The 12,597-nt window shown below is 73.1% G+C and carries 9 protein-coding genes; 2 read left to right on the top strand and 7 right to left on the bottom strand.

Annotation, left to right across the window (positions count from 1 at the left end):
- Positions 1–749: 749 nt before the first annotated feature.
- The 3 genes from ACTIDRAF_RS0215375 to ACTIDRAF_RS0215365 form a co-directional block, all read right to left on the bottom strand.
- Positions 750–1,694 carry a ribokinase gene (locus ACTIDRAF_RS0215375; RefSeq protein WP_016699622.1) on the bottom strand — a complete coding sequence of 315 codons (945 nt, stop codon included), beginning with the start codon at positions 1,692–1,694 and terminating at the stop codon, positions 750–752.
- Between the two features lie 114 nt (positions 1,695–1,808).
- Complete coding sequence (gene htpG, locus ACTIDRAF_RS0215370) at positions 1,809–3,722, bottom strand: molecular chaperone HtpG (RefSeq protein ID WP_016699621.1); 1,914 nt, start codon at positions 3,720–3,722, stop codon at positions 1,809–1,811.
- Positions 3,723–3,870: 148 nt separating this feature from the next.
- The gene (locus tag ACTIDRAF_RS0215365; RefSeq protein ID WP_052168850.1) at positions 3,871–5,025 is read right to left on the bottom strand and encodes a TetR/AcrR family transcriptional regulator; all 1,155 of its coding nucleotides are present in this window, start codon (positions 5,023–5,025) and stop codon (positions 3,871–3,873) included.
- Between the two features lie 278 nt (positions 5,026–5,303).
- On the opposite strand from ACTIDRAF_RS0215365, the gene clpX reads away from it, so the two are divergent.
- On the top strand, positions 5,304–6,620 hold the full coding sequence (gene clpX, locus ACTIDRAF_RS0215360; RefSeq protein WP_016699619.1) for an ATP-dependent Clp protease ATP-binding subunit ClpX: 1,317 nt from the start codon (positions 5,304–5,306) through the stop codon (positions 6,618–6,620).
- Between the two features lie 36 nt (positions 6,621–6,656).
- On the opposite strand, the gene ACTIDRAF_RS0215355 is transcribed toward clpX, so the two are convergent.
- The gene (locus tag ACTIDRAF_RS0215355; protein ID WP_052168849.1) at positions 6,657–8,375 is read right to left on the bottom strand and encodes an IlvD/Edd family dehydratase; all 1,719 of its coding nucleotides are present in this window, start codon (positions 8,373–8,375) and stop codon (positions 6,657–6,659) included.
- A 219-nt stretch (positions 8,376–8,594) separates the two neighbouring features.
- On the opposite strand from ACTIDRAF_RS0215355, the gene ACTIDRAF_RS0215350 reads away from it, so the two are divergent.
- Positions 8,595–9,614 carry a zinc-dependent alcohol dehydrogenase gene (locus ACTIDRAF_RS0215350; RefSeq protein ID WP_016699617.1) on the top strand — a complete coding sequence of 340 codons (1,020 nt, stop codon included), beginning with the start codon at positions 8,595–8,597 and terminating at the stop codon, positions 9,612–9,614.
- A gap of 20 nt (positions 9,615–9,634) precedes the next feature.
- Here the strand turns inward: ACTIDRAF_RS0215350 and ACTIDRAF_RS32000 are convergent, their stop codons facing one another.
- The 3 genes from ACTIDRAF_RS32000 to ACTIDRAF_RS0215335 all read right to left on the bottom strand — a co-directional run.
- Positions 9,635–10,396, bottom strand: a complete 762-nt coding sequence (locus tag ACTIDRAF_RS32000; RefSeq protein WP_016699616.1) for a thioesterase II family protein — start codon at positions 10,394–10,396, stop codon at positions 9,635–9,637.
- A gap of 2 nt (positions 10,397–10,398) precedes the next feature.
- On the bottom strand, positions 10,399–11,124 hold the full coding sequence (locus ACTIDRAF_RS29080) for an FMN-binding negative transcriptional regulator (RefSeq protein WP_016699614.1): 726 nt from the start codon (positions 11,122–11,124) through the stop codon (positions 10,399–10,401).
- A gap of 67 nt (positions 11,125–11,191) precedes the next feature.
- On the bottom strand, positions 11,192–12,597 hold a 1,406-nt coding region (locus ACTIDRAF_RS0215335; protein WP_342626687.1), incomplete at its 5' end, for a lysine N(6)-hydroxylase/L-ornithine N(5)-oxygenase family protein.

Raw genomic sequence — 12,597 nt, 5'->3', positions numbered from 1 at the left:
TTCCGCGCCGGGGTGGCTGGATCGCGGCTGGATCGCGGCTGGTGGGGTCACCTCGGAACCGGCGGAATGGCCGGAGGAGTTCGCGCTCAGGCTGGGGAATTGGATGACTCGGTTGCGGGAGGCGACTTCTCCACCCGGTTCCGGGAATTCCTCCCCGTGGTGGGAAGAGGGGTTCCCGAAGGCCCGCGACAGTCCCATTCCCGTTTCTTCTGGCACGGTTCCGGATTTGACGGTTCAGGGTGGACCAGCGGACCGCGCGGGTGCCCCGCGCCGCCCTCGGGTGTGGACCAGGCGGTGCGCACCCGCGAGGGTTGCCGATGATCCGCACCGTTCGCGCAGGACGGCGGTGCGCGGGAAGTGGCGGCGAGACCGTGCGGAGCTGGTGGTGGCCCTCAGAGCCGCCGGGGTCACCTCAGCCGGGCCGCCCCGCCCGGCTCCGGCCCGACCCGGTGGGCCAACGCGCCCCTCGGCGGCGCCAGGTCCCTTCGGTGGTCAGGGAACCGGCATCCAGCGCTGGCCGGGTCAGAACCGTCGTGGACGCGGACGGCAGCGGATCCGCGCGGTGACGGCCTCGACCGGTGACCTTCTCGGGGTCAGCATCCGGCCGGGCGACGTGTCGGCCCCTCGGCGGCCGCGCCCCGGAACGCGGGCGTCGTGCCCGGGGACGCCGTACCGGACCGGGCGCGATGTGCTGTTCCCGCCGCTGGCCCGGTCTGCTCGGCCTCAGGGCACCGCCACGCGCCCGCCACTCAGACCGGGCCGAGTTCGGAGGAACGGGCGAACGAGGGCTGCGCGCCGGGCCGGGTCACCGAGAGGGCGGCCGCGGCCACGGCGGTCCGCGCCGCCTCGGCCAGCGACGCGCCACCGGCCAGCCTGGCCACCAGCGCCCCGGCGAAGGCGTCCCCCGCCCCGGTCGAGTCCACCGCGCGCACCCGGGGAGCGGGCACCACGAGCGGGTCCGCGCCCCGCTCCGCGACCACCGCCCCCGCCGCGCCGAGCGTCACCACGGCGGAACGCGGCCCCAGGGCCAGCAGGTCGCGGGCGGTCCGCCGTGCCCGCGACGAGGGAGGTCCGACCGGGTCGGCACCGGGCGGACCGGGTCGCGCGGAGGCGAGCAGCTGGGAGGCCTCGTGTTCGTTGACGATCAGCGGATCCAGGGCACCCAGGACGTCGTCCCCCAGGTCGGCGACGGGGGAGAGGTTCACCACCACCCGCACCCCGGCCCCGGAGGCGAGCCGCACGGCCCGGCGCACGGCGGGGAGAGGAACCTCCAGGGAACAGCTGAGCACCGCCGCCGTGGCGATCCGCCGGGACGCGCCTTCCACATCGGACTCGGAGACCGAGGAGTTCGCCCCCGGTGCCACCACGATCGAGTTCTCCCCGTCGGCCGTGACGGTGATGTAGGCGACGCCGGTGGGCCGTTCGTCGGCACGCACCAGGTCGGTGGCGACGCCGGCGTCCCGCAGCGACGCGCGCAGCAGCTCACCGTGCTGGTCGGCCCCCACGGCGGCGAGGAGGGCCACCCGGGCACCCAGCCTGGCCGCGGCCACCGCCAGGTTCGCCCCCTTCCCGCCCGGAGCCACCGTGGTGTCCGATCCGAGCACCGTCTCGCCGGGGCCGGGACGGCGGTCCACGCTGACCACCAGGTCCGCGTTGGCGGAACCGACGACGAGGACACCACCGGGCTCGTTCACCAGGGTCCGCCTCCCACTCCTGATCGTCCGGTCGTCGTCACCAGGGGCCCCGTGGCCCGTCGCCCGCCGAGCAGGCCCGGGGCGGGCACGGCGTCCCGTCCCGGGCCGTCGGGGTCACAGCACGCTGGCCAACCGGTCGGCCAGCAGGCGGGTGAAGCGCGGCGGGTCGCTCAGCTCGCCGCCCTCGGCGAGGAGCGCCATGCCGTAGAGCAGCTCGGCCGTCTCGGCGATCCCCTCGTCGTCAGCGCGTTCCTCGTGCGCCTTGCGCAACCCGCTGACCAGCGGGTGCGCCGGGTTGAGCTCCAGGATCCGCTTGGTGTGGGGGACGTCCTGGCCCATCGCCCGGTAGAGCTTCTCCAGTTCGGGTGTGACGTCATGCTCGTCGCCGACGAGACAGGCGGGGGAGGTGGTCAACCGCGAGGACAGCCGCACCTCCTTGAGGTTGTCCTCCATCAGCGTGCCCATCCACGACAGCAGGGCGGCGAACTCCTCCTCGCGCTGGTCCCGCTCGCCCTCGCCGTTGTCCTCGTCGTCCTCGGCCTTCAGATCGGCCTGTCCCTTGGCGACCGACCGGAACTTCTTGCCGTCGAACTCGCCGACGGCGTCGACCCACATCTCGTCGACGGCGTCGGTCAGCATCAGGACCTCCAGGCCCTTGGCCTGGAAACCCTCCAGGTGCGGGGAGTTCTCGATGACCGACCGGCTCCGCCCGGTCAGGTAGTAGATCTCCTCCTGACCGTCCTTCATCCGCTCGACGTACTCGCGCAGCGAGGTGGTGGCCTCGGCGTCGTTCGTGGAGGGGAAGGAGACGACGTCGAGGATCGCGTCCCGGTTCGCCGGGTCGTTGAGCAGGCCCTCCTTGACGACGGCCCCGAACTCCTTCCAGAAGGTGCGGTACTTCTCGGGCTCCTCCGCCATCATGGTCTTGAGCGAGCTGAGGACGCGCTTGACCAGGCGGCGCCGCATCAACTGGATCTGGCGGTCCTGCTGGAGGATCTCCCGGGAGACGTTGAGCGAGAGGTCCTGGGCGTCGACGACGCCCTTGACGAAGCGGAGGTACTCGGGGAGCAGCGCCTCGCAGTCACCCATGATGAAGACGCGCTTGACGTAGAGCTGGAGGCCGCGTCGCCCCTCCCGCATGAAGAGGTCCATGGGGGCGCGGGAGGGCAGGAACAGCAGGGCCTGGTATTCGAAGGTCCCCTCGGCCTTGACGCTGATGGTGTCGAGGGGGTCGCTCCAGTCGTGGGTGAGGTGCTTGTAGAACTCGGCGTACTCGGCCTCGCTGACCTCGTCGCTGGACCGGGCCCACAGCGCCTTGCGCGAGTTGATGGTGGTGGGCTCGGGCTCCGCGCCCTCCTCCGCACCGGCCGGCACCACGTCCATGCGGATGGGCCAGGTGATGAAGTCGGAGTAGCGGCGGACGATCTCCTTGATCTTCCAGTCCGCGGCGTAGTCGTAGAGGGCGTTCTCCTCGTCCACCGGCTTGAGGTGCAGCGTCATGGACGTGCCCTGCGGTGCCTCGTCGACCGGCTCGAGGGTGTAGGTGCCCTCCCCGGTGGACTCCCAGCGGGTGCCCTGGGTCTCACCGGCGCGACGGCTCACGACGGTGACCCTGTCGGCGACCATGAAGCAGGAGTAGAAGCCGACGCCGAACTGGCCGATGAGTTCCTCGGAGGCGTTCGCGTCCCGTGTCTCCCGCAGTTTCCGCAGGAACTCCGCGGTACCGGACTTCGCGATGGTGCCGAGGTTCTCCACGAGTTCGTCACGCGACATCCCGATCCCGTTGTCGCGGATGGTGAGGGTGCGTTGTTCCTTGTCGGTGGAGAGGTGGATGTGCAGGTCGTCGGTGTCGACGTCCAGGTCCTTGTCGGCGTAGGACGCGAGACGCAGCTTGTCCAGCGCGTCGGACGAGTTCGAGATCAGCTCGCGCAGGAAGATGTCCTTGCTCGAGTAGATGGAATGCACCATCAGTTGCAGGAGCTGGCGAGTCTCGGCCTGGAACTCGAGGGTTTCGGTTTGCGTGTTCACTGGTTTCCTTTCAGGAAGGCCGCACCGCGGCCGAGGGTACGACCACCGTCGCCCCGGCACCAGGGTGGTCGGCCGGGGAGGTGTACCGGACGTGCCGTCAGGGGCGGGCGCTGACGTCCTGGGACGTTCCGGCCCGGCAGGGGTCTCGTCATCGTCGACCGGGGCGGCGGGACGGCCCCGGGGCGCCGTTGGTGACCGTGGTCCAGGCCGTGGCCACCGCCTGACCGGCGCCGAACCCGTCCGCCTGAGCCCGGACACGGCCATCCCGGACGAGGACGGCGCGTTCCGTCGTGTCACTCACCCCGTCGTCGCCCAGGGCCGCCGCGAGAGCGGTCGCACCGGAGCAGATCACGCGGAGCCGGGGCCACGCGGTACGGGGGAAGGACGAGCGGAGCAGGGTGCCCGTGCGGGTCACGGTCAGCCGGGCGAGCGGTCCCAGTTCCGCCGGCTCGCCGGTGACGACGCCGACCGTGACCGGAGAGCCAGCGGGAGCGGTGCGGACCGCGGCCTCCACGGCGGCCAACCGGTGCAGGCCCAGCACCAGCACCACACCGTCGTCGACCCGGCACGGCTCCCCCCGGACCGCGTCCATGCCCACCGGGCCAGCCCACGGGCGGTCGGTCAGGGTGGCCGGCAGGGGAGCCGAGGTCGTGGTGACGGGGCGGTCGAGGCCCAGGTCGGGGAGCCGTTCGCAGGCGCGCACCACCGCGAAGGGTTCGACGAAGCCCGGTGCCGTCGCCGCCAGCTGGCCCGCCCCGTGCAGGAGGGTCAGCGCGGTCTCCGCGAGGCCCAGCAGGTCGCGGGCCGGCGAGCCGGGCGGGTGGAGGTTCTCCAACGCCGACCCGAGCAGGATCGCGTCGAGTTTGGTCAGTTGGGCGAAGGGGACCCGGGCGCGTTCGTCGGCCAGGATCTCCGGGAGCAGGTCGATGCTCAGCCGGGCTCCGGCGTGCCGCTGGTCGGTGGCCAGCGGTAACCCGCCCACCCAGGCCCTGGCGAAGGCGCTCAGGGCCTGCCTGGCGGCGACCGTGGGGTCGGACGCGTGACCGAGGGGGGCCGAGGGGGCCTCGCCGGGGGTCACCACCGCCCGGCCCGCCCGCTCCGCCTCCTGGGCCAGCACCGCGAAGTACAGGGCACGTTTGCCGGGGAAGTTCGAGTAGACGGCACCACGGGTCAGGTCGGCGCGGGCGGCGATGCTGTCGATCTTGGCGTCGCGGAACCCCCGGTCGGTGAACTCCGTCCGAGCCGCGTCCAACACACGGGCGCGGTTGCGCTGCCGCGTCTCCGCCCTGGTGAGCCGGCCCATCATCCCCCTCGCTTCCGTCGCCGCCCAAGATACCGCCACCGTGTATATGATCGGATCATCTGACTGTGGCCGCCGCCCCGTGGAGTTCGCCATGACCAGCGTGGGTCGCGCCACGCCACCCCGCCCACCCGACCGCAGCCCCGGGGTGTGGAGACCCGTGTTCCGCCGGCCCTCCGCCCTCGGGCGGTGCGGCTCGCGCCCTCGGGGGCCACACCGGGCGCCTCGTCCGGCGCCCCCGTGTTCCCGTCCGCCAGCACCCCGTGAGGAGACGTTTTCGAGTGACACGTATCGGTGACGGCGGCGGTCCGCTGCGGTGTTCGTTCTGCGGGAAGCGAGGGGAGCAGGTCCGACGGTTGATCGCCGGTGCGGTCGGCGTGCGGATCTGCGACGAGTGCGTGGGCCTGTGCCGGGAACTGCTGGCCGAGGAGATCAGCAGGTCGCCGGAGGAGGCACCGGGGACGCCCCTGACCGAGTTACCCCGCCCCCGGGACATCCACGCCTTCCTCGACGAGTACGTGGTGGGGCAGGACGCGGCGAAACGTGCCCTGGCGGTCGCCGTCTACAACCACTACAAGCGGGTGCTGCGACCGGAGGGGGAACCGGGACGGCACTCCACGAACCGGGAGGACGTCGAACTCGGCAAGTCCAACGTCCTGCTGATCGGCCCGACCGGCTCCGGCAAGACCCACCTCGTCCAGACCCTCGCCCGGGTCCTGGACGTGCCCTGCGCCATCACCGACGCCACCGCCCTGACCGAGGCCGGCTACGTGGGTGAGGACGTGGAGAACATCGTCCTCCGGCTGCTCCAGGCCGCCGACCACGACGTCAGCCGCGCGGAGAAGGGCATCATCTACGTCGACGAGATCGACAAGGTCGCCCGCCGGGGCGACAGCCAGAACGCGGCCAGGGACGTGTCCGGTGAAGGGGTGCAGCAGGCGCTGCTCAAACTCCTGGAGGGCACCGTCGCGAACGTGTCCCCCCAGGGCGGTCGCCGGCACCCGCAACAGGAGTACGTGCAGGTGGACACCAGCAACGTGCTCTTCGTCCTCGGTGGAGCCTTCGCCGGCCTGGAACACATCGTCGAGCAGCGGTCGGGGCACCGGGGCATGGGGTTCGGCGCTGCCCTGCGCGGTGACCGCGACCGGGAGCGTGACCGGGAGGCCGCGTTGCTCGACGTGTTGCCCGAGGACCTGGTGCGGTTCGGGCTCATCCCCGAGTTCGTCGGCCGCGTGCCCGTCGTGACCACGCTGCGGCCCCTGGACCGGGCGGCGCTGGTGCGGATCCTCACCGAGCCCCGCAACGCCCTGATCCCCCAGTACCAGAAGCTGTTCCGGATGGACGGGGCGGAACTGGAGTTCACCGGGGCAGCCGTCGAGGCGGTGGCCGACCAGGCCCTGCTCCGGGGCACCGGGGCCCGCGCCACCCGGGCCGTGCTGGAGGACGTGCTGCTCACCAGCATGTACACCGTGCCCACCCGGGGGGACGTCGCCAAGGTCGTGGTCAACGAGGACGCGGTGCGGCACGGGGTCGACCCGGTGATCGTGCCCAGGCAGCGGCCCCACCGGCGTCGACAGCGCCGCGACCGGTCGGCCTGAGCCCCTCGCGGGCCGGACCCGGGGTGCGGGGTGCGGTCAGTGGGACTCCCGGTGCACGGCCGAACCGCTGGAACCGGTGAGGAAGTCGAGATCAGCGCCCCGGTCGGCCTGCTGCACGTGCTCGACGTACAGCCGTTCCCAGCCCCGGGTCGGTCGGGCGTAGGCGTCGGTGGTGGCCGCCGGGGGCCGGCGGTGCCGCAGCTCCTCGACGGGGACGTCCAGGCGCAGCTCCCGCCCCGGGAGGTCGAGGACCACGGGGTCGCCGGTGCGGACGAGGGACAGCGGCCCGCCCGCCGCCGCCTCCGGGGCGACGTGCAGCACCACGGTGCCGTAGGCGGTGCCGCTCATCCGGCCGTCACAGATCCGCACCATGTCCCGCACACCGCGTTCCAGCAGTTTCCTCGGCAGCGGCATGTTGGCCACCTCCGGCATCCCGGGGTAGCCGCGCGGGCCGCACCCCCGCAACACCAGCACCGAGTCGGCCTCCACCTCCAGGTCGGGGTCGTCGATGCGGGCACGCAGGTCCTCAACGGACTCGAACACCACGGCGGGGCCCCGGTGGCGCAGCAGCTCGGGGGAGGCCGCCGCCGGTTTGATGATCGCCCCGTCCGGTGCGAGGTTCCCCCGCAGCACGGCGATGCCCGCTGACGGCCGCAGTGGCGCGGAGCGGTCCCGGACGACCTCGGGGTCCCACCGGGGGGCCTCGGCCACCAGGTCCACCAGTGGCGGCCCGGTCACGGTCAGCGCGGTCGGGTCCAGCAGGTCGCTCACCTCCCGCAGCACGGCCAGCAGACCACCGGCCCGGTGCAGGTCCTCCATGAGGAACCGGCCGGCGGGTTGGAGGTCCACCAGCAGCGGGACGTCGGAGCCGATGCGGTCGAAGTCGTCCAGGGTCAGCTCCACGCCCGCCCGACCGGCGAGGGCCAACAGGTGCACGACGGCGTTGGTGGAGCCACCGACCGCCGCCAGGGCGACGATCGCGTTGTGGAACGAGGCCCTGGTCAGCAGCGTGCTGGGCCGCCGGTCGAGGCCGACGAGGTCCACGGCCAGCCGCCCGCTCCTGTTGGCCTCGGCCAACAACCTGCTGTCGGGCGCCGGCGTGCCGGCCAGTCCGGGCACGACCATCCCGAGGGCCTCGGCGAGCAGCGCCATCGTCGAGGCCGTCCCCATCGTGTTGCAGTGCCCCCGGCTGCGGATCATCGCCGACTCCGACGCGGTGAACGCCGCCGAGGACAGGGTGCCGGCCCGCACCTCCTCGCTCAACCGCCAGACGTCCGTGCCGCAGCCGAGGGGGCGGCCGCGGAAGGTGCCGGTCAGCATGGGGCCGCCCGGCACCACCACGGCGGGCAGGTCCACCGACGCCGCCGCCATCAGCAGCGCCGGGATCGTCTTGTCGCAACCACCGAGGAGGACCACGCCGTCGACCGGGTTGGCGCGCAGCATCTCCTCCGCCGCCATCGCGGCCAGGTTCCGCCACAGCATCGCGGTGGGCCGGACCTGCGTCTCGCCGATCGACATCACCGGCAGGTCCAGCGCGATCCCCCCGGCCTGGTGCACGCCGTCCCGCACCGCCCCGGCCACCTCGTCCAGGTGGGAGTTGCACGGCGTCAGGTCCGAGGCCGTGTTGGCGATGGCGATGTGGGGGCGGCCGGAGAACGCGTCGGCGGGCAATCCCCGCCGCATCCAGGCCCGGTGGATGTAGGCGTTGCGGTCCACACCCGAGTACCACTGGTCACTACGCAGCTCACGAGTCACGGTCGGCGTCCCGTCGTCGGCTGTGCGGTCCTGCGTGCCGCCGGGCGCCCGACGCTAGCAGAGGTGGACACGAACCGGGAACCCGCTGACACGCACCGTGACCTCACCTCCCCCCGGGAGGGGGGCGGACCCCGTGCCGTGTGCACCGGACGGGGCTGGCCCGGGCGGTGGCCGCCTCGTACCGTGGGGGTGCCGGTGCTCCCGGGGGATCGGAGGCGCATGAGAGCGTTCGTGGTCGCCGGGCCGCGCGCGGCCGGGGTCCGCGAGGTCGAACCGCCGGTGGCGACGCCCGGTGAGGTACTGGTGGATGTCAGCCGGGTCGGGGTCTGCGGAACCGACGTGGAGTTCTTCACCGGGCAGATGCAGTACCTGCGGGACGGGCACGCCCACTACCCCCTCCGGCTCGGCCACGAGTGGACGGGCACGGTGGTCGCCGCCGGCGCCGCCGGCGACCAGGACTGGGTGGGGCGCCGGGTGGTGGGCGACACCATGCTGGGCTGCCGCACCTGCGACCGGTGCCGGCGTGGCCGCCGGCACGTCTGCGACCAGCGCACCGAGGTGGGCATCCGGGGAGGCCGGAACGGGGCCCTCGCGGAACGGCTCGCGGTTCCCGCCGACTCGCTGCACGCGGTCCCGGACGAGGTGGACGACACCGCCGCCGCCCTGGTGGAACCGGGCGGGAACGCCCTGCGCGCCGTGCGGGCGGCGCGACTGGCCCCCGGGGAGCGCCTGCTGGTGCTGGGGCCGGGGACGATCGGGCTGCTGGTGGCGATGTTCGCCCGCGCCGAGGGCGTCGAGGTCCACGTGCTGGGGCTGCCGGGCGCCGCCCTCGACTTCGCCGCCGCGCTCGGTCTCGCCGCACCCCACACCCGCGAGGCGCTCCCCCCGCTGACTTTCCACGCCGTGGTCGACGCGTCGAACGACCCCGCCCTGCCGGCGCTGGCCGTGGACCTCGTCGAACCGGGGGGCCGCGTCGTCTACGTGGGCCTGGCCGGCACGCCGAGCCTGGTCGACGCCCGGGCGCTCACGTTGCGGGACCTCACGGTGGTCGGTGTGCTCAGCGCCTCCCCCGCGTTGGCCGCCACCATCGACCGCTACGCCAGCGGGGCCGTGGACCCCCGGCCGCTGGTGGCGGCGACGGTGCCGCTCGGCGGGGTGACCGCCGTGCTGGGCGGCCAGCGGCCACCAGGGGCCGGCGCCGGCCCCAAGATCCACGTCGACCCCCGACTGCCCGGCTGACCGGCCCCAGGGCCGGGTCCTCAGCTCCGGTCGAGTTCGGCCCGGATCGCGTCCCCGATCGCCGCCACCCGCTCCTCGGTCACGGGGTGCCCGCCTGGCCAGACGCGCACCCGGCACCGCACGGCGGTCCGCCGCGCCCATGCGCGCAGCCCGTCCACCGGGCACAGGGGGTCGTCCTCGCCGCCGACGGCGAGGACCGGAACCCGGAGCAGGTCGAACGAGGGGCGGTAGGCGGCGCACAGCCGCAGGTCCGCCCGCAGGACCTCCAGGACGATCTCCCGCAGCTCGGGGGTGTTCACCACGACGTCCGTCGCGGGACCGGGTGGGAGCCAGGTGCGCAGCACCTCCTCGTCCGGCAGCCCGGCGAGGTCCGGGCGGTCGGTCAGCGGGGTCCGTCCCGACGGTTCGGACCACCCGGAGACCACCAGCAGATCGGGTGGCCGCGTCCCGTCCCTCTGGGCGGCGGCGGCCAGCTCCGCGGCGAGGAACCCGCCCATGCTGTGACCGAACAGGACGTGCGGGCGGTCCAGCTCGTCGGCCAGCTCGGCGCGCAGTGTCCGCACCAGCTCGGCCGCGTCCGAGGGCATCGGCCGCGAGAACAGGTTCTCCCGACCGGGCAGCTGGACGGGACGGACCCGCAGTCCGGGACCGAGCGGCGCCGGCCACGAACGGTAGGTCGACGCGCCGGCACCCGCCTGCGGCAGGCAGAACACCGGCAGCGCGCCGTCGTCGGAGTCGTCCTCGGCCGCCGTCGGCAGGAAGGGGTTGCGGGGCGTGGGCATCGTCAGCGCTCCCCCCGGGTCGCGGGCTCCGGCTTCGCGGGGGCTCGGACGGGACAGCCCGGTCCACCGTCGTCGGGGGAGTCGGGAGCGAACCGCCGCATCAGTTCGGCGACCGCCCGCTGGTGCGGCGGCGCCCCGGGGGAGGTGAACGCGGCCACCACGCCCTGCCGGGCGTACCCGGGCTGTTCCTGGCCGAGTTTGAACATGCCCTCGACGGTGCTGACGTCCACGCGGAAGGCGCTGACGCCGGGGAGCAGCTGCTCGAAGTAGTCCAGGGAGCCGGTCGTGTCCCAGCCGGCGCCGAACCTGCGTTCGTAGAGCAGGGCGGTGGAGCGGACCACGTGGCGCGTGTCCTCGGCGCCGTCGAGCGGCGTGAGACGTCCGTGCACGTGCACTGCGGTGAAGTTCCAGGTGGGCGCCGCCGTTTCCCGCCCGTAGTGGGCGGGGGAGACGTAGCTGTGGGGCCCGGTGAAGGTGAGCAGGCACGGTCCACCAGCGGCGAGGGCGGCCCGGTGCGGGTTGCGCCGGTCGAGGTGCCCGAGGATCGTCAGGTCGGCCGGTTCCGGGACGTCCCGACCGGCGTCGGCGTCGGCGGCGAGCAGGACCGGGACGTGCGTGGCGAACAGGGTGCCCTCCGCGTGGGAGACGAGGGTGGCCAGCGGGAAGGACCTGATCAACTCCACGAGGGGGCGGTTGTCGGCCGCGCGGTACTGGTCGGGCACGAACATGGGGGCTCCTGGTCGGCGGGACGCGGACGAGGCGGGGGTGTCCAGGCCGGAACGGGGCTCGGGCCGGTCACGGCGCCGCGAGGGCTCGGGTGATCTCCCCGCTGCGGACGGCGAGGTTGGACAACAGGGTCGACGACAGGCCGTGGCTGTGTTCGGTGCCGCCCTGGAGGTAGATGCCGGCCCGCACGGTCTCGGTGGTGGTGATCCGGTAGTTCCGCTCCACCCTCGGCCAGCCGTTCGCGTCCAGTTTGCACAGGGCGGCGAGCTGCCCGAGGGGACGCAGGGCGTCCCGGGGGCGGTAGCCGGTGGCGAGGACGACGACGTCGCAACCCCGGTCGGTGACCCGGCCGTCGGTGAGGGAGAGCACCGACACCGACACCTCCTCGTCCCGCTCCTCCGTCGCCACCACCCGCGCCAGCCGCTCGAAGTGCAGCCGGGGCTCCCCGGAGACGCGTTCCTGGTAGGACCGCCGGTACAGCTCGCTGATCAGGTCACCGTCCACCGCCGAATAGTTGGTGCCGGCGTGCACCCGCAGGATGTTCTCCCGCGCGGGCAGCGCGGCTTCGAAGAACTCGTCCACCGCCGCCGGGTCGAACAGCTGGTTGACGAACGGGCTGTCGTCGGCGGGAGCGAAGCCGTACCGGGAACACACCGACCGCACCGTCGCCTTGGGGAAGACGCCGTGCAGGTGCGCCATCACCTCCGCGGCGCTCTGCCCGGCGCCCACCACCACGAAACGGGGCCGGTCGGGAAGCCGGTCCCGGAACCCGTCGAGCCGGTGCAGCAGCTCGGAGCTGTGCCAGACCCGGTCGGACGGGGTGATGCCCTGGGGGAGCACCGGTTCGAGACCGGGGGCGAGCACCACGTTGCGGGTCCGCAGCCTCCGCGTCGCGCCGGCGCCGCCCTGGACGGCCACCACGTCGAAGGCGACGACGTCGGGCCCCTCGTGTACCGGGAGCACGTCCACCACGTCGTGGTCGTAGTGGACGGAGTCGACGAAACGACCCGCCACCCATTCCAGGTAGTCGTGGTACTCCCGCCGGGACGGGAAGAAGCACTGGTGGTTGACGAAGTCGACGAGGCGGTTCCTGTCGTGCAGGTAGGAAATGAAACTGAAGGAGCTCCGGGGATTGCGCAGGCTCACGAGATCCTTGAGGAAGGACACCTGGAGCGTGGTGTCCGGCAACAGCATTCCCCGGTGCCAACCGAAATCAGGTTGACGTTCCAGGAATCGGGCGCGCAACCGCTCCTCCGGTCCGACCGCCTCGTTGTGTTCGGCGACCGCCACGGCCAGGGCGAGGTTCGAGGGGCCGAAACCCACCCCGACCACGTCGCTGACCTGGTTCCCGTCGACCGGGAACGAGCCGTCCATCGTGATGCCCTCCGTTGCTCGTCCGGTGGGTGCGAGGTCGTCGCACGGCGCGTGGCCGCCAGGAATTCCCGGTTCACCGCCGCATTCCTTCCTCGGGACGG

The organism is Actinoalloteichus spitiensis RMV-1378 (genome assembly GCF_000239155.1).
GTDB classification, from domain to species: domain Bacteria; phylum Actinomycetota; class Actinomycetes; order Mycobacteriales; family Pseudonocardiaceae; genus Actinoalloteichus_B; species Actinoalloteichus_B spitiensis.
The sequence above is the reverse complement of the archived record's forward strand: the minus strand, read 5'-3'. Positions and strand labels throughout refer to the sequence as shown.